General features: G+C 64.0%; 25 protein-coding genes. 9 read left to right on the top strand and 16 right to left on the bottom strand.

All coding sequences use genetic code 11. The annotated features are described in order from the left end of the window. Nucleotides 1-267: 267 nt before the first annotated feature. The 12 genes from Q0687_RS14620 to ugpC all read right to left on the bottom strand — a co-directional run bounded on the left by Q0687_RS14620 (nucleotide 268) and on the right by ugpC (nucleotide 11893). Nucleotides 268-627, bottom strand: coding sequence for an OB-fold domain-containing protein (locus tag Q0687_RS14620; protein WP_298877807.1), 360 nt, complete (start codon nucleotides 625-627; stop codon nucleotides 268-270). Then, on the bottom strand, nucleotides 624-1760 hold the full coding sequence (locus Q0687_RS14615; RefSeq protein ID WP_298877805.1) for a thiolase family protein: 1137 nt from the start codon (nucleotides 1758-1760) through the stop codon (nucleotides 624-626). The genes Q0687_RS14620 and Q0687_RS14615 overlap by 4 nt, the downstream gene beginning before the upstream one ends. A gap of 129 nt (nucleotides 1761-1889) precedes the next feature. After that, nucleotides 1890-3089 carry a CoA transferase gene (locus tag Q0687_RS14610; protein ID WP_298877803.1) on the bottom strand — a complete coding sequence of 400 codons (1200 nt, stop codon included), beginning with the start codon at nucleotides 3087-3089 and terminating at the stop codon, nucleotides 1890-1892. A gap of 119 nt (nucleotides 3090-3208) precedes the next feature. Next, nucleotides 3209-3415 carry a hypothetical protein gene (locus Q0687_RS14605; protein ID WP_298878045.1) on the bottom strand — a complete coding sequence of 69 codons (207 nt, stop codon included), beginning with the start codon at nucleotides 3413-3415 and terminating at the stop codon, nucleotides 3209-3211. 193 nt (nucleotides 3416-3608) lie between these two features. Further along, complete coding sequence (locus tag Q0687_RS14600; protein ID WP_298877801.1) at nucleotides 3609-4778, bottom strand: acetyl-CoA acetyltransferase; 1170 nt, start codon at nucleotides 4776-4778, stop codon at nucleotides 3609-3611. A gap of 60 nt (nucleotides 4779-4838) precedes the next feature. After that, nucleotides 4839-5489, bottom strand: a complete 651-nt coding sequence (gene eda, locus Q0687_RS14595; RefSeq protein ID WP_298877799.1) for a bifunctional 4-hydroxy-2-oxoglutarate aldolase/2-dehydro-3-deoxy-phosphogluconate aldolase — start codon at nucleotides 5487-5489, stop codon at nucleotides 4839-4841. 31 nt (nucleotides 5490-5520) lie between these two features. Then, entirely contained in the window at nucleotides 5521-6486 is a 966-nt protein-coding gene (locus Q0687_RS14590) for a sugar kinase (protein ID WP_298877797.1), read from the bottom strand. Between the two features lie 29 nt (nucleotides 6487-6515). Further along, nucleotides 6516-7502: a D-erythronate dehydrogenase gene (gene denD / locus Q0687_RS14585; RefSeq protein ID WP_298877795.1), complete on the bottom strand. Its 987-nt coding sequence runs from the start codon at nucleotides 7500-7502 to the stop codon at nucleotides 6516-6518. 76 nt (nucleotides 7503-7578) lie between these two features. Continuing rightward, nucleotides 7579-8454, bottom strand: a complete 876-nt coding sequence (locus tag Q0687_RS14580) for a carbohydrate ABC transporter permease (protein WP_298877793.1) — start codon at nucleotides 8452-8454, stop codon at nucleotides 7579-7581. A 2-nt stretch (nucleotides 8455-8456) separates the two neighbouring features. Further along, nucleotides 8457-9404 carry a sugar ABC transporter permease gene (locus Q0687_RS14575; protein WP_298877792.1) on the bottom strand — a complete coding sequence of 316 codons (948 nt, stop codon included), beginning with the start codon at nucleotides 9402-9404 and terminating at the stop codon, nucleotides 8457-8459. Between the two features lie 67 nt (nucleotides 9405-9471). Next, a complete protein-coding gene (locus Q0687_RS14570; RefSeq protein WP_298877790.1) occupies nucleotides 9472-10785 on the bottom strand; it encodes an ABC transporter substrate-binding protein in 1314 nt (437 codons plus the stop codon). Between the two features lie 46 nt (nucleotides 10786-10831). Then, entirely contained in the window at nucleotides 10832-11893 is a 1062-nt protein-coding gene (ugpC, locus tag Q0687_RS14565; protein ID WP_298877788.1) for a sn-glycerol-3-phosphate ABC transporter ATP-binding protein UgpC, read from the bottom strand. A 204-nt stretch (nucleotides 11894-12097) separates the two neighbouring features. Between ugpC and Q0687_RS14560 the strand changes: the two genes are divergently transcribed. The 6 genes from Q0687_RS14560 to Q0687_RS14535 all read left to right on the top strand — a co-directional run bounded on the left by Q0687_RS14560 (nucleotide 12098) and on the right by Q0687_RS14535 (nucleotide 18416). Continuing rightward, nucleotides 12098-13195, top strand: a complete 1098-nt coding sequence (locus Q0687_RS14560) for a LacI family DNA-binding transcriptional regulator (protein ID WP_298877786.1) — start codon at nucleotides 12098-12100, stop codon at nucleotides 13193-13195. 142 nt (nucleotides 13196-13337) lie between these two features. Then, nucleotides 13338-15167, top strand: coding sequence for an IlvD/Edd family dehydratase (locus Q0687_RS14555; RefSeq protein ID WP_298877784.1), 1830 nt, complete (start codon nucleotides 13338-13340; stop codon nucleotides 15165-15167). A gap of 168 nt (nucleotides 15168-15335) precedes the next feature. Beyond that, on the top strand, nucleotides 15336-16067 hold the full coding sequence (locus Q0687_RS14550; protein ID WP_298877781.1) for an SDR family oxidoreductase: 732 nt from the start codon (nucleotides 15336-15338) through the stop codon (nucleotides 16065-16067). Nucleotides 16068-16088: 21 nt separating this feature from the next. Beyond that, nucleotides 16089-16835 carry an SDR family NAD(P)-dependent oxidoreductase gene (locus tag Q0687_RS14545; protein ID WP_298877779.1) on the top strand — a complete coding sequence of 249 codons (747 nt, stop codon included), beginning with the start codon at nucleotides 16089-16091 and terminating at the stop codon, nucleotides 16833-16835. A gap of 27 nt (nucleotides 16836-16862) precedes the next feature. Further along, a complete protein-coding gene (locus Q0687_RS14540; protein WP_298877777.1) occupies nucleotides 16863-18020 on the top strand; it encodes a serine hydrolase domain-containing protein in 1158 nt (385 codons plus the stop codon). A gap of 3 nt (nucleotides 18021-18023) precedes the next feature. Next, on the top strand, nucleotides 18024-18416 hold the full coding sequence (locus Q0687_RS14535; protein ID WP_298877774.1) for a GFA family protein: 393 nt from the start codon (nucleotides 18024-18026) through the stop codon (nucleotides 18414-18416). Nucleotides 18417-18418: 2 nt separating this feature from the next. Here Q0687_RS14535 and Q0687_RS14530 read toward each other — a convergent pair whose 3' ends face one another. Continuing rightward, the gene (locus Q0687_RS14530; protein WP_298877773.1) at nucleotides 18419-19330 is read right to left on the bottom strand and encodes a DMT family transporter; all 912 of its coding nucleotides are present in this window, start codon (nucleotides 19328-19330) and stop codon (nucleotides 18419-18421) included. Between the two features lie 101 nt (nucleotides 19331-19431). Here Q0687_RS14530 and Q0687_RS14525 point away from each other — a divergent pair, with 101 nt between their 5' ends. The 3 genes from Q0687_RS14525 to Q0687_RS14515 all read left to right on the top strand — a co-directional run bounded on the left by Q0687_RS14525 (nucleotide 19432) and on the right by Q0687_RS14515 (nucleotide 21541). Further along, nucleotides 19432-20298 carry a LysR family transcriptional regulator gene (locus Q0687_RS14525; protein ID WP_298877771.1) on the top strand — a complete coding sequence of 289 codons (867 nt, stop codon included), beginning with the start codon at nucleotides 19432-19434 and terminating at the stop codon, nucleotides 20296-20298. Between the two features lie 68 nt (nucleotides 20299-20366). Beyond that, nucleotides 20367-21047 (top strand): site-2 protease family protein, encoded by a 681-nt coding sequence (locus Q0687_RS14520; protein WP_298877769.1) that lies wholly within the window; start codon nucleotides 20367-20369, stop codon nucleotides 21045-21047. Between the two features lie 71 nt (nucleotides 21048-21118). After that, nucleotides 21119-21541 (top strand): hypothetical protein, encoded by a 423-nt coding sequence (locus Q0687_RS14515; RefSeq protein ID WP_298878043.1) that lies wholly within the window; start codon nucleotides 21119-21121, stop codon nucleotides 21539-21541. A gap of 11 nt (nucleotides 21542-21552) precedes the next feature. Here the strand turns inward: Q0687_RS14515 and Q0687_RS14510 are convergent, their stop codons facing one another. The 3 genes from Q0687_RS14510 to exbB form a co-directional block, all read right to left on the bottom strand. Then, complete coding sequence (locus Q0687_RS14510) at nucleotides 21553-22344, bottom strand: TonB family protein (RefSeq protein ID WP_298877766.1); 792 nt, start codon at nucleotides 22342-22344, stop codon at nucleotides 21553-21555. 10 nt (nucleotides 22345-22354) lie between these two features. Beyond that, nucleotides 22355-22816 carry a TonB system transport protein ExbD gene (gene exbD, locus Q0687_RS14505; protein WP_298877764.1) on the bottom strand — a complete coding sequence of 154 codons (462 nt, stop codon included), beginning with the start codon at nucleotides 22814-22816 and terminating at the stop codon, nucleotides 22355-22357. A 3-nt stretch (nucleotides 22817-22819) separates the two neighbouring features. After that, nucleotides 22820-23622, bottom strand: an 803-nt coding sequence (exbB, locus tag Q0687_RS14500) for a tonB-system energizer ExbB (RefSeq protein WP_298877762.1), incomplete at its 5' end; no start/stop codon positions are given.

Below are 23622 nucleotides of genomic sequence, written 5' to 3'. Positions count from 1 at the left end.
GTCGGGTGCGCAGTGCGCGCAACGATGAGTCACGCCCAAGTCTAGGGAGAAAACGGCATGAAGGAAGCCTCCAAGGGGGCGGCCTCGGAAGCGCTCGCGCATATGCTGGCGGTGATGGCAACGCTCGTCATCGCCAGCATATTGTTCTACGCGCGGTAGTTGAGTTTATGAGTTTTCGTCATTCCGGGGTGGCCCTCGCACAGGCCAGGCCCAGAATACCCGTTCCAGGCTCGGTCCCCAGGACCGCCCCCGAATGACGAAATCCCCTCACCCTTCCTTCGTGAAGAAGGGCACGAGCTTACCGGCGAACGGTTTGAAGCTCGCAGCGACCGAATCGCCGATCGCGAGATCATTCTCGCCATGGGCCATCATCCGAAATCCCTCAGCGCAATCGACAAGCAGGATGTTGTAGGGCACGTGAGCGCGGGTTTCGGGCGTGGCCGCGCGGCAGACCAGCGAGGTCGCGTAGACCGTGCCCTTGCCGCTGGCGCGCGCCTCGCGCGGACCGGCCGCGCCACAGGCCGCGCAGAAGGCGCGATGGAAATACTGCACATGGCCGCATGAGGCGCAGGTCTGGTAGGTGATCGCCTCTTCGCCTTTGGTCCAGTCCGCCAGACGTTCGCTCATCGCACCTGCTCCAGAAACATGCTGACATGGGACGAGAGCACGCCGCCGTCGCCGTGCAGCAGCGCGATCGACGCGTCCTTCACCTGGCGATTCTCCGCCCGCCCCGTCATCTGCAAATGCGCCTCGACCAGGTGCGCCATGGCCCCGCCGACGCCGCAATGGCCGTAGCTGAGCAGGCCACCGTGGGTGTTCAGCGGCATGGCGCCATCGCGGCTGAAATGACCCGCACGCACGCGCGCGGCAGCCTCGCCGCGTCCGGCAAGGCCGAGATCCTCCAGCAGCATCGCAAGTGTAATGGTGAAACTGTCGTAGATCGCGGCATAGCGCACATCTGAGATCGCCAAGCCCGTGGCCTCCTTGGCGCGGGCGATCGAGATCTCCGCGCCGAACTCGCTCAGGTTCGGCGCGGCGGTGACGTGCTGATGAGTGTGTGCCTGCGCGCAGCCACGAATGCGCACCCCTGGCTCGCCAGTCCGCTCCCGGCTGATCACGAGGGCCGCGCCGCCGTCCGATACCGGGCAGCAGTCGAGCAGCTTGAGCGGCATCGCGACCGGCTTCGAGGCCATGACGTCGGCAACCGTGATGGGATCGTGGAATTGCGCACCGGGATGGGTGCAGGCGTGCGCGCGCATCAGCACGGCGAACTCGGCAAGGTCCTCTTCGGTCACGCCATATTCGTGCATATAGCGGGTGGCGACCAGGCCGTAATAAGCGGGGATGGTCGGGCCGAGCGGCACCTCGTAGTCGGGGTGGCCGACCTGCGCCAGCGCCTGGATCGAGGCATCGCGGCTCTGGCCCGTCAGGCGGTTCTCGCCGGCGACCACGAGCACGTTGCGGCAGACATTAGCCTCGACCAAGTGATGGGCAAGCATGGTCATCGCGAGGCCCGTGGCACCGCCGACCTGCACAGCATGGGCGTAAGATGGCCGAATGCCGAAATGCTCGGCGAACACCGTCGCGAGCATGATGTGCGGTGAGACGGTGGAATAGCCACAGAGGATGCCGTCGATCTCGGCGCGCTTGAGCCCGGCGTCATCAAGTGAGGCTTGCGCGGCTTTGCTCATCAGGTCGAGCGAAGACGAGCCTTCGTGCTTGCCGAACGATGTGAGACCGACGCCGGTGATGAAACTCATGACATAAACCCCGCTGTCATTCGGGGGCGATGCGAAGCATCGGGCCCGGAATCTCGAGATTCCGGGCTCGGTCCTACGGACCGCCCCGGAATGACGGATGAGAGAATAGTCACCCTCACTTTCTCCTCCCTACTCCGGCGCCGCGCGCGTGACGCCGTCGCGGACCATGGCTGCGATCTCGTCCTGGGAGTAGCCGATCTCGCGCAGGATCTCCGCGCCATGCTCGTTGAGCCGCGGCGCAAGTCGCACGGGCTCGGCCTCGGTCTCCGACCAATTCGCCGTCACCTTCATGCTGCGGATCGGACCTTCGGTCGGATGGTCGACCACCGGAAAGAAACCGGTCGCCTCCAGATGCTCATCGTGCAGGATCGATGCGAGGTCGTGCATCGGCATCACGGGCACGTCGGCCCTGGTCAAAAGGTCGATCCACTCGGCGGTGGTGCGCGTCTCGAAGATACGCGCGAGCTCGGCATAGACGACGTCGATATTGGCGGCGCGGCCGGCGAAGGTCGCGAACTTCGGATCGGCGCGCAGGTCATCGCGGCCGGTCGCCGTGAAAAAACTCTCCCACTGCTTGTCGTTGTAGACGATGACGCTGAGATAACCGTCCGAGGTCTTGTACGGCCTGCGGTCGCGCGAGAGGTGACGGGCGTAGCCGCCCTTGTCCAGCGGCGGCTCATAGGTGAGGCCGCCCATGTGATCGCCCATGACGAAGGCGGCCATGGTCTCGAACATCGGGATGTCGACGCGCTGGCCACGGCCGGTGCGGTCGCGGTGCACGAGGCTGGCGCAGATCGCGCCGACGGCCGTGAGGCCGACGATGCGGTCGACCAGCGCGTTCGGCACGTAGCGCGGCACGCCGTCACCGGTCTGCGCCATCAACGCGGGGAGCGCGGTTGCGCCCTGGATCAGATCGTCGTAGGCGGGCTTGGCCGCATATGGCCCGTCCTGACCGAAGCCGAACACACCGGCATAGACGAGGCGCGGGTTGATTGCGGAGACGACGTCATAGCCAAGCTGAAGCCGCGCCATCGCCTGTGGGCGCACATTGTAGACGAGCACGTCGGCGTCCTTCAGCAGCCGCAATACGGCCTCGTGCCCCGCCGGCTTCTTCAGGTCGAGGCAGATCGAGCGCTTGCTGCGGTTGGTGTTGAGGAACACCGGGCCCATGCCGGCGTGCCGCATCGGGCCGATCAGGCGGGTGACGTCGCCGTCGAGCGATTCCACCTTGATGATTTCGGCCCCGTAGTCGCCGAGCATCTGGGTCGCATAGGGGCCCATCAGCACGGTGGTCATGTCGATGACCTTGATGCCCTTCAGCGGCCCCATTCGCATCCTCCCGATGGCGCGGGCTCAACTTGCGGCTCCGCGATTTCGGTCCAGCTAAGGGGAGTAACGGCGCATGCGCAAGGGCGGCCGGCGTATGGCCGCATGCGCGAGGACGGCCGCTATTTCTTCTGGCGGGATTCGCGGATCTTCATGAGGCGGTCGAGTTCGTCGTTCTGCTGGTTGATGCGATCGGCGATGCGCGACTCGCTCTGCTCGCCGGAGGCGGCGGCAGCCTGCTCGATCAACTGGCGGATATTATCCTCGAGGATCGCGATGCGGTCGTTGAGGGATTCGAGAGAAAGAGAGTCTTCGTAGTCATTGCTCATGATGCAGTCCCTGCAAATCAATGGGAGCATTAAGGCGAGCTGGAACCGGCCCACCATGATCTAACGCAAGAAACGTAGGGCGGATTAGCCGAAGGCGTAATCCACCTCTTTGCTTTCCACGCGGACAGAGAAGGGGTGGGTTACGCCAGCGCCTGCGCTTCGCGCCGCCGCCAGCTAACCCACCCTACAAGACCTATTTCAGCGGTTCGAGCACCGAAACGTAGTTGGCGACCGCGGCGCCGCCCATGTTGAAGATGCCGCCGAGCTTGGCGTTCTTGAGCTGCATGCCCTCGGGCGCCTGGCCGGCGAGCTGCATTGCCGTCATCACGTGCATGGAGACGCCGGTGGCGCCGATCGGGTGACCCTTGGCCTTCAACCCGCCGGACGGATTGACCGGCAGCTTGCCGTCCTTGAGCGTCCAGCCCTCCTTGATGGCGCGGGCGCCCTGCCCCTTCGGCGTCAGGCCCATCGCTTCGTACTCGATCAGCTCGGCGACGGTGAAGCAGTCGTGGGTTTCGACGAAGGAGAGATCGGACAGCGTCACGCCTGCCTGCTCCAGCGCGCGCTGCCAGGCCACCGTGCAGCCCTCGAACTGGAGGATGTCGCGCTTGGACATTGGCAGGAAGTCCTGGGCGTGCGCGGTGGCGCGGAAACCGATCGACTTGCCCATGGTCTTGGCCGTCTCGGCATCGGCCAGCACCAGCGCAGCCGCGCCGTCGGAGACCAGCGAGCAATCGGTGCGCTTCAAGGGACCTGCGACATAAGGGTTCTTCTCGCTCTCGGCACGGCAGAAATCGAAGCCGAAATCCTTGCGCATCTGGGCAAAGGGATTGGCGACGCCATTCTTGTGGTTCTTGGCCGCAATCAGCGCCAGCGCATCGGACTGGTCGCCGTACTTTTGAAAATAGGAGCTGGCGATCTTGCCGAACACGCCGGCGAATCCGCCGACGGTCTCGCCATCTTCAGGCAGATAGGACGCCTTGAGCAGGTTCTTGCCAATCTCCGGGCCCGGCGTGCGGGTCATCTGCTCGACGCCGACGACGAGCACGATCTTGGCAGCGCCAGCGGCGATCGCCCGCAGGCCCTGGTGGACCGCGGCAGAGCCCGTGGCACAGGCGTTCTCGACCCGGGTCGCCGGCTTGAAGCGCAGCTTCGGGTCGGCCTGGAGCACCAGCGAGGCGGTAAAATCCTGCGCCGAGAAGCCGGCGTTGAAATGGCCGAGCACGATCTCGTCGACATCCGAGGCCGAAATGCCGGCATCAGCCATCGCCTCGTTGGCAACACGGACGACGAGGCTTTCGACGGTTTCGGTGTCGAATTTGCCGAACGGCGTATGCGCCCATCCGACGATGCTGGCAGTCATGGCCTTCTCTCCCTGGCGGTCTCTTGCTGACCTAAGTCTTAGCCCAGGGATGGCAAGACTTCACGCTGGTTTAAGGGCCTGGAGGGTGCGCTGGCAGATGGCAGTTATGCCGGCCCAGTTCCCCGCCTTGATCTCCGCCGTCGGGCACAGCCAGGAACCGCCGACCGCGACCACATTGGGTTCGGCCAACCAGGTGGCCGCATTGGCCTCGCCAACCCCGCCGGTCGGGCAAAACCGCACGTTGGGGAACGGCCCACCCAGCGAGCGCAGTCCCTTGATGCCGCCAGCCTGCTCGGCCGGGAAGAATTTGGCGACGTCGAAGCCGTAGGACAGCGCCATCATCAGCTCGGAGGCCGTGGCAATGCCCGGTGCGAACGGCAATGAACTGTGGGTGGCGGCCTTGAGCAGATCGGGGGTCAGGCCCGGGCTGATGCCGAAGGCGACGCCGAGCTTCTCGACCCGGGTGAAGTCGGCCGGATTGAGAATTGTGCCGATGCCGACGACCGCGTCGGGGACTTCCGACATGATCGCCCGCGCGGCCTCGATCGCAATCGATGTGCGCAGGGTCACCTCAAACGTGCGGACGCCGCCGGCCACCAGCGCTTGCGCCAGCGGCACGGCATCCTGGATGCGCTCGATGGTGAGGACGGGGATGACGGTCGCGGCCTTGAACAGCGCGACGAGGTGATTCTGTTGGGCAGCAGTGGGCATCTTCTGGATCTTTTCGTTGGATTGGGTCGCGTTACTTCGTGGCCTGGCGCGTGGGCGCCGGCCGGTATCGCTTCTTCGGTGGCATGGCATAGCCCGGAATGATGGCGCCGGGATAGCAGATCACCAGGCTCGCGAGCCGGTGCCCTGATTGGGCCGCCTCGACCGGATCGGAACCGCCGAGCCGGGCCGCGATATAGGCCGCAGCAAAGCTGTCGCCGGCCGCGGTGGTGTCGACCACCGGCCTCGTCATGGGTTCGGCGCGGACTTCGCTTGTGCCGCCGGGGTAGCGCAGCAGGCTGACGGGCTCGGCAAGGCGGAACACCAGCTCGGGCGTCGGGATCCGCGCCATCAATTGCTCCGGGCTCTCGCCGGGATAGAGCGCAAGCAGGTCCTCGGTCGAGGTCAGCACGATGTCGGCGGCCGCAAACGCCGTGGCAAACACCTCGCGCGCGACGTCGCGATCCGGCCAGCCGCGTGCGCGGAAATTGGTGTCGAACACGAAGCGCGTTCCGAGCAGGCGCGCGCGCTTGATCGCCGCGAACAGGCGATCGCGCCCGGCCGGGTCGTAGATCGAGAGCGTGATCGCGGAGAGATAGACGATGTCGTAGCTCATCAGCGAGTTGAGCAACTCGTCGGTCTCCGGCAAGCTCATCAGCTGCCGCGCCGCTGCGCTGTCGCGCCAGTGGAAGAACTGGCGCTCGCCATTGGCATCCAGCTGGATCATGTAGAGGCCGGGCAGCTTGCCCGGCAGCCGCACCACACGCCTGGTGCCGACCCCCTCGGCGTTCCAGGCCGCGATCATCTCCTCGCTCATGCCGTCGTCGCCGAGCGCGGTGAAATAGTCGACCTTGACCTCGAGCCGCGCCAGATACACCGCGGTATTGAGGGTGTCGCCGCCGAAGCCGCGCGAGAACAAGCCGCCGCCCTGCCCGGCCTGCCCACCTTGAGCCTGCCGGAGCTCGACCATGCACTCACCGATGCAAGCCACGCTCGCCATCGTCATATCCACGCTGTTCATCGGTTAGATCAGGCGACGAAGTTGCCGCCGAGCTCGTCTTCGATGTGAATGCGGATGATATCGTCAAAGGTCTTCTCGGCGGTGGTGAAGCCGAGCTCGAGCGACCGCTTTGGGTTGAAGTTGCGCGGCCAGCCACCGACGATACCGACGATGAAAGGATCAGGCTCCCGCTTGATGCGGGCGGCAACCTTCTCGCCGGCAACGCGCTTCAAGGCGGCGATCTGCTCGCCGACGGTTGCGGACAGGCCAGGCATCGTCAGGTTGCGGCGCGGACCGACGGCCGCAAGATCCATGGTGCCCGCATGCAGCAGGAAACCGACGGCCGAGCGCGGCGTGGCGTGCCAGTGCCGGACGTCCTCGGAGACCGGGAGCACCGCCTCCTTGCCGGCCAAGGGCTCGCGCAGGATGTTGGAGAAGAAGCCCGATGCTGCCTTGTTGGGCAGACCGGGCCGGATGCAGATGGTCGGCAAGCGGATGCCGATGCCGTCGAGGAAGCCGCGGCGGGAATAGTCCGCGAGCAGCAGCTCGCCGATGGCCTTCTGGGTGCCATAGCTGAGCAGCGGGGTGTGGAAGAACTCGTCGCCGATCGCGTCCGGGAACGGTGCACCAAACACCGCGATCGAGGACGTGAACACGACGCGCGGCTTGTAGCCGCCGCCGACCAGCCTGACAGCGTCGAGCAGCATACGAGTGCCGTCGAGATTGATGCGATAGCCCTTGTCGAAATCGAGCTCGGCTTCGCCCGAGACGATCGCGGCGAGATGGAAGATCACGTCGGGACGGCCGGCGATCAGCTTCTCGGCCGCACCCGGCACGGCAAAATCGCCCGAGACGGTCTCGACGGCAAAACCGGCCTTCTCCGGCTTCTTGGGCTCGACCACGTCGTGCATGGTCAATTTGGTGATGTCGCTCTTGCCGAGACGGCCGTCGCGCAAGAGACGTTCACACAATTTGCGGCCGACCATGCCGGCAGCGCCCAGAACCAGAATGTGCAAGAGCCTACTCCTTCTTATTGGCTGGAACGCGCCGCTCTTGAAACGTGGTGGCGCGTCTCCAGGCAGGCCCCGCTGATCATTCCTTCACGGCGCCGGTCATCGCCGACACATAGTACTCTACGAAGAAGGAATAAAGGATAACTACGGGAACCGAGCCAGTCAGGGCCGCCGCCATCAAGGCGCCCCAATGGTAGACGTCGCCGTTGACGAGCTCGGTGATCGCGCCGACGGGAATCGTCTTGTTCTCCGAGGAGGAGATGAAGGTCAGCGCGTAGATGAACTCGTTCCAGGACAAGGTGAAGGCGAAGATGCCGGCCGAGATCACTCCCGGCAGAGACAAAGGAAGCGTGATCTTGACCAGGATCTGCAGCCGCGTGGCCCCGTCGATCAGCGCGCATTCCTCCAGCTCATAGGGAATGGTGCGGAAATAGCCCATCAGCAGCCAGGTGCAGAACGGGATCAGGAAGGTTGGATAGGTCAGGATCAGCGCCAGATTGCCGTCGAACAGGCCGAGCTGGAACACGATCGCTGCCAGCGGAATGAACAGGATCGAGGGGGGCACGAGATAGCCGAGGAAGATCGCCAGCCCAATATAACGCGAGCCGGTGTAGCGCAGACGCTCGATCGCGTAAGCCGCGCAGACACTGGCGAACAGGGAGATGAAGGTCGAGGACACCGAGACGATCACGGTGTTCCACATCCACAGCGGATAGTCGGTGTCGAAGAACAGCTTCTTGATATGCTCCAGCGTCGGATGCGCAATCAGGAACGGATTGTACTTCTCGTAATCGTACATCTCCGCATCGGGTTTGAACGTCGTCACCGCCATCCAGTAAAACGGAAACAGCAGGAAGAAGATGATCAGGCCGAGCGGGAGGTAAACCCGGAGAAACTTCTTCGGGAAGCTTTCCAGATAGTCCATTCCGACGCTTTGGTCGTCCACAGTGGTCATGGTCAGTCCCTTCCGCCCTGCTGCCAGCGCGAGCGCTGAAGCCCGAAGAAGCTGAGCAGGATTGCAGCGACCAGGAACGGGATCATCGCATTGGAGATCGCCGCGCCCTCGCCAAGGTTGCCACCGGTAATGGCGCGCTGGAACGACAGCGTCGCCATCAGATGCGTGGCGTTGATCGGCCCGCCCCGCGTGATGGTGTAGATCAGCTGGAAGTCGGTGAACGTCATCAGCACCGAGAACGTCATCACCACTGCAATGATCGGCGACAGCATCGGCAGCGTGATGTGACGGAAGCGCTGCATGTTGGTGGCGCCGTCGAGATTGGCGGCCTCGTAAAGCGAGGGCGAGATGGTCTGCAATCCCGCCAGCAGCGTGATCGCCACGAACGGCACGCCGCGCCAGATATTGGCGAGCACGACCGACCAGCGCGCATTCCAGGGATCGCCGAGGAAATCGATGTAGTGGGTCAGAATGCCGGCCTTGATCAGCACCCAGGAGATGATCGAGAACTGGCTGTCATAGATCCACCAGAACGCGATCGCCGACAGCACGGTCGGCACCACGAAGGGCAACAGCACGATGGCGCGGACCATCGACTTGAACGGCAGCCGCTCGTTGAGCAGCAGCGCGAGGTAAAGCCCGATCGCGAATTTCACGATGCTGGCGAACACCGTGTAGAAAATGGTGTTGAACACCGACAGCCAGAACACGCTGTCCTTGGACAGCGAGACGAAGTTCTGGAAACCGATGAAACGGCCGACGCCGCCGATCTTGGTGTCGGTCATGCCGAGCCAGAATCCGAGCGCCAGCGGATAAGCCAGAAACAGGATCAGGATGGCGATTGCCGGCACCATGAACATGGCGCCGAGAAAATTCCGGCTCTCGAACGCCCTGGTCCACAGGCTGCTGCGCTTGACCTGCGCAGCGACGGGTTCGGCAATGACTGCCATGTCGAACTCCCCTCAAGGAACGACGACGGCGGCGCCCAGCAGACTGGACGCCGCCGCCTGTAGCGGATCAGACCTGATAGTAGCGCTTGGCGCGCTCGGCAGCGCGCTTGGCGGCTTCCTGCGGCGTGGCCGAGCCGGAGGCGGCTTCGGCGAACATGTCGACCACCACGAAGTCGCCCATGACGGCGGCCGAGGCGTAGCCGAGATCGCCGGCATAGCCATTGTCCAGGCAGCGCTTGAGGCAGTCGCGGTACGGCGTGATCTTGGGATCGGAGGTCCAGACCGGGTTGTCATTGTAGGCCGGGAGCGGCGGCGAGACGTAGCCGTTCGAGGCGACCTCCCAGGCGTCGTAATTCTCCTTGTCCATCATGAACTTGATGTATTCCTTGACGGCCTTCGGATACTTCGAATGCTTATAGCCGTAGTAGACCAGGATGTTCTGCTGCTCGGTCGGCTTACCCACCGGACCGATCGGCATCGGCGCATGATCCATGTCCTTGGCGATCTCCTGCTGCTTCGGATCAGGGGAGTTCTTGCCGACGGTCCAGATCGAGATACCGTTCAGGGTGAGACTGAGCTCGCCATTGAGGAAGGCCTTGTTGTTGTTCGAGTCGTTCCACGACAGCACGCCCGGAATGAACGTCGCGTAGAGCTGCTTGACGTATTCGAGTGCCGCGATCGTTTCCGGCGAATCGAGCACGACTTCGTTCTTCTCGTTGACAACCTTGCCGCCAAATGCCCACAGCGCCCACTGGCACCAGCCGTTGGCATCGCCCGTGGCATGACCGAGCGCGAAGCCGGCCGGCGTGTTGTTCTTCTTCAGCGCCTGGCACAGCTTGAGGAAGCCATCGGTGTCCTTCGGGAATTGCTCGAAGCCGGCGGCCTTCATGTGGCTGATGCGGTAGTTCAGGCAGCCACCGGTCGCGCCTTGCGGAATTGCGATCCAGTTGCTTCCCTTCCTGCCGTACTTCTCGGCGACCGGATACCAGCCGCCATATTGGGCCCCGAGATATTGGGCGACGTCGGTGACGTCGATCAGCTTCTCCGGGAATTTGTGGGGATCATCGAGCGTACCGATGATGAGGTCGGGGCCGGCGCCGACATTGGCGGCGACCGCGGCCTTCGGGCGGATGTCTTCCCAGCTCTCGGCCTCGAGCTTGACCTTGATGCCGGTCTTCTCCGAGAACTTCTTGGTCTGCTCGGCGAACTTGTCGAACTCGGCCTGGATGAACTGCTTCCAGCGCAGCACGCGGATGGAGGCATTCGGCTCCGGGGTGTTGGTCCACTCCGCAGCCCGGACGGGGACGACGCCCGGGCCAACCAGCAACGCTGCACCGCCCAGGCCGGCTTTAAGCACACTTCGCCTGTCGAAATCGCTCATCGTTCTCTCCCTGATTTTTTGATTGTATTTGGTCGTTCTGAAGTCGCTAAAGGCGTTTGCCCGTCGCCTCGTCAAACAAGTGAACCACGTTTGGATCGGGCTTCAGCTTGACCTTGTCGCCCGGATTGAACTGGTGGCGCTCGCGGAAGACCGCGACGACCTGCTCGCCACCGACCTTCGCAAACACCTGCGTCTCCGAGCCGGTCGGCTCGACCACGACGATCTCAGCGTCGGCGCCGTCGTCGGCAATCGTGAAATGCTCGGGACGGACACCGTAAACCACGGGCTTGCCGTCCGAGGCAGCCGGCGCGGTCTTGAGCGGCAGCTTGACGCCGTTCGGTCCCTCGAAGGTCGCAACGCCGTTGACGCGGATGTGCCCCTTCAGGAAATTCATGGCCGGTGAGCCAATGAAGCCGGCGACGAACTGGTTTTCCGGCTTGTCGTAAAGCTCGAGCGGTGTGCCCATCTGCTCGACGATGCCGTCATGCATCACGACGATCTTGTCGGCCATGGTCATGGCCTCGATCTGGTCGTGGGTGACGTAGACGGTCGTGGTCTTGAGCCGCTGGTGCAACTCCTTGATCTCGGTGCGCATTGCGACGCGCAGCTTGGCGTCAAGGTTCGACAACGGCTCGTCGAACAGGAAGACCTGGGGATCGCGCACGATGGCGCGGCCCATGGCGACGCGCTGGCGCTGGCCCCCGGAGAGCTGGCGCGGATAGCGCTCGAGCAATGGCGTCAGCGCGAGGATTTCGGCGGCGCGCTTGACGCGCTTGTTGATCTCGTCCGAGCCGGCATTCCGCAGCTTCAGCGAGAAGCCCATGTTTTCGCCGACCGTCATGTGCGGATAGAGCGCGTAATTCTGGAACACCATTGCAATGTCCCGCTCCTTGGGCTGGACATTGTTGACGACGCGGTCGCCGATCGAGATCGTGCCCGATGTGATGTTCTCGAGGCCTGCCAGCATGCGCAGAAGCGTCGACTTGCCGCAGCCGGAGGGGCCGACCAGGACGACGAACTGGCCATCCTCGATCGGGATCGAGACGCCGTGCAGGACTTCAAAATTGCCGAACGATTTCCGCACGTCGCGGATTTGCACAGACGACATCTAGCTCCCTCCTTCGACTTAGACGACGCACCTGTCGCGCCGCCACCGTCTTGTTTTTTCTGAACTTCGCCGACCCGAAGCCCTCTTAACAGGCGACATTGTCAGCAGTTTGTGCGGGTTTGGCAATTTGTCTTTGGTTAGTCGCTGCTGGTAGCGCTGTCAACGATCCTTTGTTTGCGGGATCGGCTGTGTTAAGAGCAACAAATGGGTCGAAAGCGCACCAAGTCGGGCAAGATTCGGTTAGCGGAAGTCGCCGAGCTGGCCGGCGTCAGCCCGATAACCGCGTCCCGCTTCTTCCGCAATCCTGAGGCGCTGTCGGTGGCCAAGCGGACGCGGGTCGAAAGCGCGGCTCGGGAGCTCGGCTACGTGCCCAATCTTGCGGCACGCGCGCTGGCCTCGCAGCGCACCGAAGTGATCGGTGTCTTGATTCCGTCACTGACCAACAACGTGTTTTCCGACGTGCTGCGCGGGATCTATGACGCCTCCGAAGGCAGCCGCTACTCGATCCAGCTGTCCAACACGCGCTACTCCATTCTCCAGGAGGAGAAGCTGCTGCGCCTGTTTCTGGCGCAGAAGCCGGCGGGACTGATCGTCACGGGCATCGACCAGACCACCGAATCCCGCGCGATGCTGGAGGCTGCCGACTGCCCGATCGTGCAGATCATGGAGATCGGGCCCAATCCGGTCGACATGATGATCGGCTTTTCCCACTATGATGCAGCGCGCGCGGCAATCGCCCATCTGTTCGCGCAGGGCCGCCGCAGGATCGGCTTCGTCGGCGCCCGCATGGACCCCCGGGTGCAGCGCCGCCTCGACGGCTATGTCGCAGCCATGAAGGACGCCGGCCTGTTCGACCAAAGATTGATCGTGACGACGGCGACGCCGACCTCGGTCACGCTTGGTGGCGCGCTGTTCGCCGATCTGGTCGCACGCGAGAGCGACATCGACGCGGTGTTCTGCGCCAATGACGACCTTGCGCTCGGCGTTCTCTTCGAATGCCGCCGCCGCGACATCCCGGTCCCGGATCAGATCGCGATCGTCGGCTTCAACGACCTCGAATTCATGGCCTCCGCGGTGCCGACGCTGACAAGCGTGCGGACCAACCGTTACGAGATGGGCAGCACAGCTGCTGCGATGCTGATCGAGGCGATCGAGGGAAAGCGTCCCGAAAAACCTGTGCTCGATCTCGGCTTCATGGTCATCGAGCGGCAGAGTTCGCAGGCGCAACGGCCAATGGCGAGCCCCCGCGCAGGCGAATGGGTGCCGGCCGTACAAAATGATAGCGTTACCAACGACCCGTGAGTAAGATCGCAACCCTGAGGAACGTTCGCCAGCGGGCGGGCCGCCACGACATGCTCGCGCTGCCGGGCAGCGCACCAACCGACATCCCGGACGTCGGCAAGCCGGATGTCGACAAGTGCGTTTGCATTGAAGGAGAAACCCCATGACAAAAAAGCCAACCAATGGGCACGCGCCCGCCGGCAACGGCACCCGCCGTCATCTTCGCTCGCAGGACTGGTTCAACAATCCGCATAATCCGGGCATGACCGCGCTCTATATGGAGCGCTATCTGAATTTCGGCCTCACCCGCGCCGAGCTGCAATCCGGCAAGCCGATCATCGGCATCGCCCAGACCGGCAACGACCTCTCGCCCTGCAACCGCCACCATATCGAGCTGGCCCACCGCGTCCGCGAGGGCATCCGCGAGGCCGGCGGCATTGCGATGGAATTCCCGACCCACCCGATCCAGGAGACCGGCAAGCGCCCGACCGCGGCGCTCGACCGCAACCTCGCTTATCTTGGCCTGGTCGAAGTCCTCTACGGCTATCCGCTCGACGGCGTGGTGCTGACCACCGGCTGCGACAAGACCACACCCGCCTGCATGATGGCGGCTGCGACCGTCAACCTGCCCGCTATCGTGCTGTCGGGCGGCCCGATGCTGAACGGCTGGCACAATGGCGAGCGCACCGGGTCCGGCACCATCGTCTGGAAGTCGCGCGAGCGGCTTGCCGCCGGTGAGATCGACTATGAGGAATTCATGGAGATCGTGGCGTCCTCGGCGCCGTCGGTCGGCCATTGCAACACCATGGGCACGGCCTCGACGATGAACGGGCTTGCCGAAGCGCTCGGCTTCTCGCTGCCGGGCTGTGCGGCGATTCCCGCCCCCTATCGCGAGCGCGGCCAGATCGCCTATGAGACCGGCAAGCGCATCGTCGAGATGGTCTGGGAAGACCTCAAGCCGTCGGACATCCTGACGCGCAAGGCGTTCGAGAATTGCATCGTCATCAATTCGGCGATTGGCGGCTCGACCAACGCGCCGATCCACATCAATGCGCTGGCCCGCCACATCGGCGTCGAGCTCTCGATCGACGATTGGCAGAAATTCGGCCACGACGTGCCGCTGCTCGTCAACATGCAGCCAGCCGGATTCTATCTCGGCGAGGAATTCCATCGCGCTGGTGGCGTCCCTGCCGTCGTGCGCGAGCTCATGAAGCACAAGCGCATCCATGAGGACGCGGTCACTGTCAACGGCCGCGGCATCGGCGAGAACTGCAAGGATGCGCCGGCCCCCGACAACGACGTGATCTGGACCTACGACAAGCCGCTGGTGAAGGATGCCGGCTTCCTGGTGCTCCGGGGCAATCTGTTCGATTCCGCGATCATGAAGACCAGTGTGATCTCCAAGGAATTCCGCGATCGCTACTTGAACAACCCGAAGGATCTGAACGCCTTCGAAGGCCGCGCCATCGTGTTCGAGGGTCCGGAGGATTATCACGCGCGGATCGACGATGCCTCGCTCGACATCGATGAGCACTGCGTGCTGTTCATCCGCGGCACCGGCCCGATCGGCTATCCCGGCGGCGCCGAGGTCGTGAACATGCAGCCCCCGACCGCCCTGATCAAGCGCGGCATCCTGTCCCTGCCCTGCATCGGCGACGGCCGCCAGTCCGGCACCTCGGGCTCGCCCTCGATCCTGAACGCCTCGCCGGAAGCCGCCGGCAACGGCGGACTGGCGATCCTGAAGACCGGCGACAGGGTCCGCGTCGACCTCAACAAGGGCAGCGCCAACATCCTGATCTCGGACGAGGAGCTGAAGAAGCGCCACGCCGAGCTCAAGGCCGCCGGCGGCTTCAAGCATCCGCCGAACCAGACGCCGTGGCAGGAGATCTACCGCAACACCGTCGGCCAGCACGCGACCGGCGCCTGCATGGAGCTCGCCACGCGCTACCAGAACGTCGCCGCGGCGTTTGGTGTGCCGCGGGATAATCACTAGCAACAGCCACACCGTCATTGCGAGCGAAGCGAAGCAATCCAGTCTGCCTCTGCGGAAAGACTCTGGATTGCTTCGTCGCACCAGCGCAAAATTGCCTTGCAATTTTGTCGCGGGCTCCTCGCAATGACGTGGGGCTGGCACTGGAACAAACATAACGGAGAAAACAACATGGCCAACCGCCTCAAGGGCAAGCGCGCCGTCATCACGGCTGCAGCGGCAGGCATCGGGCGCGCATGCGCTCTCGCATTCGCGCGTGAAGGCGCAACCGTCATCGCCACCGACATCAATGAGGCTGGAATCGCTGACCTGACCAAGAGCGGCATCGCCGAAGTGGCAAAACTCGACGTCCGCAACACCGCCGACGTCAACGCCTTCGCCAAGCGTGTCGGCAAGATCGATATCCTGCTCAACGCGGCCGGCTTCGTTCACCACGGCACCATCCTGGAGTGCTCGGAAGAGGATTTCGACTTCTCGTTCGACCTCAACGTCAAGTCGATGCACCGGACCATCAAGGCGTTCCTGCCTGACATGATCGCGGGCGGCGGCGGCAGCATCGTCAACATCTCGTCCTGCGCGGCGCTGCGTCCGCCGGCGAACCGCTACGTCTATAGCTCGTCGAAGGCGGCGGTGTCGCTGCTGTCGCGCGCGGTTGCGCTCGACTTCATCACCAAGGGCATCCGCTGCAACTCGATCTGCCCCGGCACCGTCGAGACCCCCTCGATGCTCGACCGCGCCGCAGCCCAGGGGCCGCAGGGCAAGGAGATGTTCATCTCCCGCCAGAAGATGGGCCGGCTCGGCACCGCCGACGAAATCGCCAACATGGCGGTCTATCTCGGCAGCGACGAGAGCGCTTTCACCACCGGCGTCGACCTCGTCGTCGACGGCGGCTACATGCTCTGACCTCCACCGGCATCACATCTGATGAACAAGATTGATCTCAACGATCGCGTCGCAATCGTCACCGGTGGCGCGCAGGGCTTTGGCCGCGCCATCACCGAGCGTTTCGTCGCCTCCGGCGCCAAGGTCGCGATCTGGGACTTTGACTCAGGCCTGGCCGAGAAGACCGCCAGGGACATCGGCGACAACGTTCGCGTCTTCAAGGTCGACGTCACCGACACTTCAGGTGTCGAGCAGGCGCGCGATGCGACGCTGGAAGCCTTTGGCAGGATCGACATCCTCGTCAACAATGCCGGCATCGCCGGCGTCAACAAGCCGGTCTGGGAGACCGATCTCGAGGAATGGCGCAAGGTGCTGCGCATCAACCTCGACGGCCCCTTCATCGTCTGCAAGGCCATCGTGCCCGTGATGCTCAAGCAGAAATACGGGCGCATCGTGAACATCGCCTCGATCGCCGGCAAGGAAGGCAATCCGAACGCCTCGCATTACTCGGCTGCCAAGGCCGGCCTGATCGCGCTGACGAAGTCGCTCGGCAAGGAGCTCGCCGCGCATGACATTCTTGTGAATGCGGTGACGCCGGCGGCCGCAAAGACCGCGATCTTCGACCAGATGACGCAGCAGCATATCGATTTCATGCTGTCTAAAATCCCCAAAGCCCGCTTCGTGCTGGTGGAAGAGCTCGCCGCGATGGTCAGCTGGCTTGCATCTCAGGATTGTGCCTTCTCGACCGGCGCAGTCTTTGATATTTCCGGGGGCCGGGCGACCTACTGAGCATGGGCCGCCGGAGGGGGGCGGACCATGCAGCTAGGGCGACGGGATTTTGTGAAGCTCGCAGCGGGCGCAGGCGCGCTGCCGTTGCTTTCGCGCGGTGCGCTGGCGCAGATCGCGCCCAATCCACCGAGCATCCACCCACCCTCGCCGGCCGAACGCGCGGCGATGGGTCGGCTGGCGCAGGCCTTCATGACCAAATACGACGTGCCGGCGCTCTCATTTGCGATCGGCTATGCGGGTGCTATCGTGCATCAGGCCGCCTTCGGCGTGGCCGATCGCGAGCAAAATGAAGCCGCGACGCCGCAGCATCTGTTTCGCATCGCCAGCGTCAGCAAGATGATCACCTCGGTCACGCTGTTCCGGCTGATCGAGGAGAATCGCGTCAAGCTCAGCGACCGCGTGTTCGGGTCCGGCGCGCTGCTCGGCACGGATTACGGCGCACCGCCCTACTCGCCCGGCATCGACCAGATCACGCTCGAACATCTCCTGACCCACACCGGCGGCGGCTGGACCAACGACGCCAAGGATCCGATGTTCACGCATCCGCGCATGGACCACGCGCAGCTCATCACCTGGACGCTAGCCAACCGGCCGCTGGACCGTCCGCCGGGCCAGCACTACGCCTACTCGAATTTCGGCTATTGCGTGCTGGGGCGGGTCATCGAGAAGTTCACCGGCCAGCGCTATGCCGAGCATGTCCGCGCCGAGGTGCTGGGCCGCTGCGGTATCACCGACATGACGCTCGCCGGCAACACCCGCGACCAGCGCCAGGCGAGCGAAGTCGCCTATTACTCCAAGGTCGAAAGCCCCTACGACATGAACGTGCACCGGATGGATTCCCATGGCGGCTGGATCGCGACGCCGACCGATCTCGTGCAGTTCCTGATGCATGTCGACGGCTACGCCCGACCGGCGAACATCCTGCGGCCACGCACAATCGACATCATGACGACGGCGCCGAGCTACAGCCCTGATTACGCCAAGGGTTTTTGCATCAACAAGTCAGGCAATTGGTGGCATAATGGCAGCCTGCCCGGCACCAGCACCATTGCTGTCAGAACCCATGGCGGCTTCTGCTGGGCCGCGTTCACCAATGTAAGCCGGCCGAACACCAACATGGATGGCGACCTCGATGAGCTCAACTGGAACATGGCGCGGCAAGTCGGCGAATGGCGGGTGGCCTGAATCATGATCCGGGAAGGTGGATGCCTCTGCGGCGCAGTGCGGTTCAAGGCGGAAGGCGAGCCGCTGAACGTGCGGATCTGTCATTGCCGGATGTGCCAGAAAGCGATGGGCTCGCCCTATTTCGTGCGTGCCCAGTTCGACCAGAAAGCGTTGACCGTCGAGGGCGACACCGGCCGCTATGCGTCGTCGGAAGCGATCGATCGCGTGTTCTGCAAGACCTGCGGCACGCGGCTGTTCTCCTGGCGGCGCAACGGCACGTTGGCCGGCGTCGCGCTTGCGACCTTCGACGACCGCAATGCCTTCGCACCGACCGAGCACATCTGGGTCTCCGAAAAGCTCGCCTGGGTGAAGCTCGACGACGGGCTGACGCAATATCAGGGCACGATCCCGGCCTGAGGTCAGGGCTGGCTCGAAACGGGAGCGCTTGTGGCCTGCACGCGCCGACCGCTCGTCGTGGCCAGCCAGATCCCGGCAAACACCGCGACGATGCCGGCCGCGAGATTCCAGCGTAGAGGCTCGTTGAGCAGCCAGGCGCCGACCAGCGATGCCGTGATCGGATTGACAGTGACCGAGATCGCTACGCGTGTCGGCGTGGTCCGCTCCAGCGCAAAGGCCCAGAGATAGAAGGTCAGCGCCGCACCGAAGGCACCGAGATAGAGCGCAGCCAGCCATTGCGGCGCGCCGAAATTGGCGACAGGCGCGAAACTGCCTCGGAAACCTGAGAATAGGATGAGGCAGAGGGCGCCCGCGGCCATGCTCATGGTCGTAAACCCGATCGGGCTCGAGCGCCGGATCACCGGCTTCGACCAGATGCCATACAGCGCCATGCAAAGCGCAGCCGCCATCATCAGAAGATCGCCGCGCCAGGCGCCTGACGGCGCCGAGCGCAAATCGGTGAGCAGCGCAACGGCAACGCCTGATGTTGCCACCACGACGCCGATCGATTTGCGCCAGCTCAGGGCTTCGCTGCCGAGCACGGCGCCAATCAGCAGCGAGAGCAGCGGCAGCGTCGATAGCGCGAGCGCACCGCGCGCGGCCGTCGTGAAGATCAGCGATGCATTGAACAAGATCGGAAACAGCGCGAAAAACAACAGGCCGAGCCCCACGGTGGCCGCCCAGTCACCGCGCTCCGGCCAGCGGTCGCCGCGCAGCAAGGTCAGCGGCATCAACAGCAGAAGCCCGATGCCGAACCGAAATGAGCCGATCGCCACCGGATCGATACTGCCAACGAGATAGCGCGTGGCGCCGATCGAGGTCCCGCCGAGCGCGCTCGACAGCACCGCGGCCAGAACGCCAAGAATTTCGTCCACGATGCCTCCGTCCAACGCTTGGTCACAGCATTTGGCCTCAGCATAAGGGGCGTGCCGAAACAGGGAATGGAATTTCCGTCATGCTGGGATAACATTCCATTATGGCTGCGGCTGACCTCGATCCAGATCTGCTGAAGACGTTTCTCGCCGTCGCCGAGCATCGCTCGTTTACGCGCGCGGCGGAGCACCTCAATCGGACCCAGTCGGCGGTGAGCGTGCAGGTCAGGCGGCTCGAGGAGCGGCTCGGCATGAAACTGCTTCAGCGCAACCGCTCCGGCGTCGTGCCGACCGCCACGGGCGATGAGCTGCGCGCTTATGCGCAGCGCATCCTTGCCCTTCATGCGGAAGCAGTCAGCACTCTCCGAGCGCGCAAGCCGGAGGCTGTCATCCGTCTCGGCGTGATGGACGATTACGGAACGATCCTCGTTCCGCCCTTGCTCGCGAGCTTTGCCAGGAACCATCCAGCTGTCAGGGTCGAGGTCGAGACCGGGCTGACCGCAACCATGCCGGCCCGGCTCGGCGAGGCCTATGATCTCGTCATCGCCATGCATCCGGTAGGGCGCGGCGACGGTGAGCTGTTGCGGCGCGAGCAAGCCGTCTGGGCGGCCGCCGCCTCTGGTCGCGCCATGGCGGTAGACCCCCTGCCCGTTGCGCTCTACCCGCCCGGCTGCCTGTTCCGCCAATGGGCCGCGGAAGCGCTTGATCGCGCCGGCCGACCCTGGCGGCTCGCCTTTGTCAGCCGGACGCTTGCAGCGGTGGAATCGATCGCGGCGGAGGGCCTCGCGGTCACCGTGGTCAAGGCCGGCACCCTGCCGCCCCGTCTTCGCGCGCTCAGCCCGCGCGACGGCCTGCCGCCGCTGCCCGCGGCGGACATCCGCCTCCATTGCGCGCGAAAGCTGTCGCGCGCGGCGGCGATGCTCGCCGATCATTTGCAGCGTGGCATTTCGGAACCGGCCACCCTATGTTGACGTGAAGCGTTGCTGCACCGCCGTTTGGTCGTCTGCAGGGCGACAGGCACGAACGGGCAAGATGCGACGTGAACATTTCCTTCTATGATCTCTCGGTGTGGGTGCTGCCGCTGGTGCTCGCCATCACCTTTCACGAGGCCGCGCACGGCTTCGTTGCGCACCGTCTCGGCGATAACACCGCCTGGCAGCTCGGCCGCGTCAGCTTCAATCCATTGAGGCACATCGACCCGTTCGGCACGCTCATTTTGCCGGCGATGCTGCTGTTCGCGCATTCGCCATTCCTGTTCGGCTATGCCAAGCCGGTGCCGGTGAATTTTCGCAATCTCAACAATCCCAAGCTCGACATGGTCTGGGTGGCGCTCGCCGGCCCCATCACCAACATCCTGCTGGCGCTGATGGCAGGCCTCGCTCTCCACGCTTTGCCCTTGGCGCCCGCAAGTTCGGCGCAATGGATCTTCGACAATCTCAAGAATGCGCTGCTGATCAACGCCGTGCTGGCGGTCTTCAACATGATGCCGATCCCGCCGCTCGATGGCGGGCGGGTCGCGGTCGGGCTATTGCCCCGCGCGCTCGCCCTGCCCCTGTCGCGGCTCGAGCCGTTCGGCATGATGATCCTGATCGCGCTGCTGATCCTGCTGCCGCTGGCTGGTTCCCAGTTCGGTCTAAATCTTGATGTTATTTCAGCAATACTGCGAACGTTGACCGGTTATGTGATTCAAGCTGTTCTCCTAGCTACCGGCAATGCGTAGTTGAAGCCGTACTCGCCATTCCTGAAGACAAAGCCGAAGGGCTAGAGGCCAACTTGGTCAAAGCTGCCGATATGCTGATCGCGCGACGCGCGGACACCCGTGCCCGTGCCGATTTCGCCACTTGGAAGATGATGGCCAAGCTGAACGGGTTGTCGGCACTGCCTCCGGACGCACAGGGCTTCCTCGACGGCTACAAGAAGCTGCTGGACCGGATGAGCGAGGCCGAGGCGACCGAGGCCGCCATCGCTGAGGTCTATAAGTCCTATTATCTTGAGATGGGCGGCGGCGGGAACCCGCCTGATGTCCGCACCCGGCCGGCCGAACCGGTATCGGACAATGTTACCGCTTTCCGGCGCCCCGCGCCCAAGCCGAAGAAGGCCAGCTTCTTCGGGGCGACGACAGTCGGGGGAGCCCACAAGCGCCCGCTCCCGGTGGCGTTGATCTTTGCGTGCCTGGTCGTGGTCTATGTCGGAATCAAGTTCTACTGGCGCTGACGGCCAGGGCGCTATTTCGACGGCTTCTTGAAATTCACCGGCAGGCTGAAGGCGAACTGGTCGTCCGTCAGCTCGGCCGGGGGAACCGGCACAGGATCCGACCGACGCACCATCGATATGGCCGCATCGTCGAAGGCCGGATCCCCTGAGGATTCCGCGACATTGACGGACACGACGTTGCCACGCCGGTTCAGGACAAGGCTGAGCTTGACCGTCGTCGTTTTGCTCTTGTCCTTGGGATAGCGCTTGTGAATCTCGAAATAGGCACTGATCCGCTTGCCCCATTCGGCGGTCAGCTTGCGAATGTCCTTGCCGATGCCCTGATTGGGGGCGGTGGCCTTCTCGTTCTCGCGGGAGTTCTCGTCCAGCGTCTGCCTCGCCGATTCCTGAGAGTTCGGCATCTCCTCGACGGCCTGGGTTTCGACCTTCGCAACCTTCGTGGTGTCCTCGACCGGCTTCTTGGAGTCGTTCTCGGTGACGAGGCGATCCGGGTCCTCGGCTTCCTGCGGTATATCCTTCGGCAGATCGGTCTCTTTCACCTCGGCCTGCTGCTGCATCTGCTGCGGCTGGTACTGCGAGGCTTCGCTATCCTGTCCCGCAGGCAGATCTGTCTCCGGGAGTTTTGGTGAGGTCAGCTCGACCGCGTATTCCGCGCCGCTGGCGCCGAGGCCGTCGTCAGCGTCGTCGGCACGCAGGTTGGCGAGCGCCAGCGCGGCCCCGCCGAGATGCAGGCCGATCGCCACAACAGCGGCCAGGATCCACAACGGCCGCGAGGATTTTGCCTCGAACACAGGGTCGGTCATCGCGCCGCCATCAGGGTTGGACTGCCCCTTGCGCCGGCCCGGCCGCCGCAGGAGGTGCCTCGAGCGCCACCAGCTTGATCCGAGAATAGCCGCCGGATCGCAGGATTTCCATGACCCCCATCAACTCGCCGTAAGGCACCGCCTTGTCGGCGCGCAGGAACACGTATTTGTCCTTGCTCATGTCGGCGACGGCGTCGAGCGAGCTGACGAGGTCGGTCCGCTTGACCGGATTTTCGCCGATCGCGAGCGTCAGATCGGGCTTGATGCTGACATAGGTCGGCTTGTCCGGCTTCTTCTGCGGCGTCGCGCTCGATGTCGGCAGGTCGATCGGCAGGTCGACGGTCGACAGCGGGGCTGCGACCATGAAGATGATCAGCAGCACGAGAATGACGTCGATGAACGGCGTGACGTTGATGTCATGCGTCTCGGCGAAATCGTCGTCGTCATCGTTGTCGGTGAGCGAGACCGCCATGGCCTACTCCGCCGCGCGCGAATGCGCGCTGCCATGGCTGCGGTCGAGATCGCGCGACAACAGCCGCGCCGCCGCCCCGGAGGCGCGGCTGACGAGCTCGAGATAACTTTTCGTCACGCGCGAGAAGTGATTGTAGATGATGACGGCAGGTATGGCCGCGACGAGGCCGATGGCCGTCGCGAGCAGCGCCTCGGCAATGCCAGGGGCAACCACGGCGAGGTTCGTCGTCTGCGACTTCGAGATGCCGATGAAGCTGTTCATGATGCCCCAGACGGTGCCGAACAGACCGACGAAAGGCGATGTCGAGCCGATGGTCGCAAGAAGGCCGGTGCCGATACGGATGCGTCGCGCTTCCGCGCGCAGGATCTCGGCAAAGCTCGAGGCTGCGCGTTCCTTGATGCCGCTGTCGCTGGACAGGCCCGCCGACATCCGCGCTTCACGCAGCGCCGCCGCCAGGAAGGACGGCAGGATGCCCTGCTTGGTGCCGAGCGCCATCTGCGCTTCCGCAAGCGAGCGCGCCTCTGCAATCTTCCGCAGCGCAGAACGAAGCTTGGTAGAAGCAATCGACAGCTCGATCGACTTCGCGATGAAAACCGTCCAGGTCACGAGCGAGGCAAAGGCAAGCCCGATCATCACCGCCTTCACGATGATGTCCGCCGACATGAACATCACCCAGGGCGACAATTCCTTCATGGCCGGCGCGATGCCGGCTTTCGGTGCCGCCTCGGGCGCCGGGGCCACGACAGCCTCGGTCGCGGTGGCGCCGGGCGTCGCGGCCACAGGCGCAGCAGCCGTCGGGGCTGCGG

This window comes from uncultured Bradyrhizobium sp. (genome assembly GCF_936928535.1).
Taxonomy (GTDB): Bacteria; Pseudomonadota; Alphaproteobacteria; order Rhizobiales; family Xanthobacteraceae; genus Bradyrhizobium.
Note: the sequence above shows the minus strand (reverse complement) of the source record. Positions and strands in the feature narration are given on the sequence as shown.

Coding starts and splice junctions, on each gene's coding strand:
- Q0687_RS14620 (WP_298877807.1), bottom strand. CDS start 627: ATGAGCGAACGTCTGGCGGACTGGACCAAAGGCGAAGAGGCGATCACC.
- Q0687_RS14615 (WP_298877805.1), bottom strand. CDS start 1,760: ATGAGTTTCATCACCGGCGTCGGTCTCACATCGTTCGGCAAGCACGAA.
- Q0687_RS14610 (WP_298877803.1), bottom strand. CDS start 3,089: ATGGGGCCGCTGAAGGGCATCAAGGTCATCGACATGACCACCGTGCTG.
- Q0687_RS14605 (WP_298878045.1), bottom strand. CDS start 3,415: ATGAGCAATGACTACGAAGACTCTCTTTCTCTCGAATCCCTCAACGAC.
- Q0687_RS14600 (WP_298877801.1), bottom strand. CDS start 4,778: ATGACTGCCAGCATCGTCGGATGGGCGCATACGCCGTTCGGCAAATTC.
- eda (WP_298877799.1), bottom strand. CDS start 5,489: ATGCCCACTGCTGCCCAACAGAATCACCTCGTCGCGCTGTTCAAGGCC.
- Q0687_RS14590 (WP_298877797.1), bottom strand. CDS start 6,486: ATGGCGAGCGTGGCTTGCATCGGTGAGTGCATGGTCGAGCTCCGGCAG.
- Q0687_RS14580 (WP_298877793.1), bottom strand. CDS start 8,454: ATGACCACTGTGGACGACCAAAGCGTCGGAATGGACTATCTGGAAAGC.
- Q0687_RS14575 (WP_298877792.1), bottom strand. CDS start 9,404: ATGGCAGTCATTGCCGAACCCGTCGCTGCGCAGGTCAAGCGCAGCAGC.
- Q0687_RS14570 (WP_298877790.1), bottom strand. CDS start 10,785: ATGAGCGATTTCGACAGGCGAAGTGTGCTTAAAGCCGGCCTGGGCGGT.
- ugpC (WP_298877788.1), bottom strand. CDS start 11,893: ATGTCGTCTGTGCAAATCCGCGACGTGCGGAAATCGTTCGGCAATTTT.
- Q0687_RS14560 (WP_298877786.1), top strand. CDS start 12,098: ATGGGTCGAAAGCGCACCAAGTCGGGCAAGATTCGGTTAGCGGAAGTC.
- Q0687_RS14555 (WP_298877784.1), top strand. CDS start 13,338: ATGACAAAAAAGCCAACCAATGGGCACGCGCCCGCCGGCAACGGCACC.
- Q0687_RS14550 (WP_298877781.1), top strand. CDS start 15,336: ATGGCCAACCGCCTCAAGGGCAAGCGCGCCGTCATCACGGCTGCAGCG.
- Q0687_RS14545 (WP_298877779.1), top strand. CDS start 16,089: ATGAACAAGATTGATCTCAACGATCGCGTCGCAATCGTCACCGGTGGC.
- Q0687_RS14540 (WP_298877777.1), top strand. CDS start 16,863: ATGCAGCTAGGGCGACGGGATTTTGTGAAGCTCGCAGCGGGCGCAGGC.
- Q0687_RS14535 (WP_298877774.1), top strand. CDS start 18,024: ATGATCCGGGAAGGTGGATGCCTCTGCGGCGCAGTGCGGTTCAAGGCG.
- Q0687_RS14525 (WP_298877771.1), top strand. CDS start 19,432: ATGGCTGCGGCTGACCTCGATCCAGATCTGCTGAAGACGTTTCTCGCC.
- Q0687_RS14515 (WP_298878043.1), top strand. CDS start 21,119: ATGCTGATCGCGCGACGCGCGGACACCCGTGCCCGTGCCGATTTCGCC.
- Q0687_RS14510 (WP_298877766.1), bottom strand. CDS start 22,344: ATGACCGACCCTGTGTTCGAGGCAAAATCCTCGCGGCCGTTGTGGATC.
- exbD (WP_298877764.1), bottom strand. CDS start 22,816: ATGGCGGTCTCGCTCACCGACAACGATGACGACGACGATTTCGCCGAG.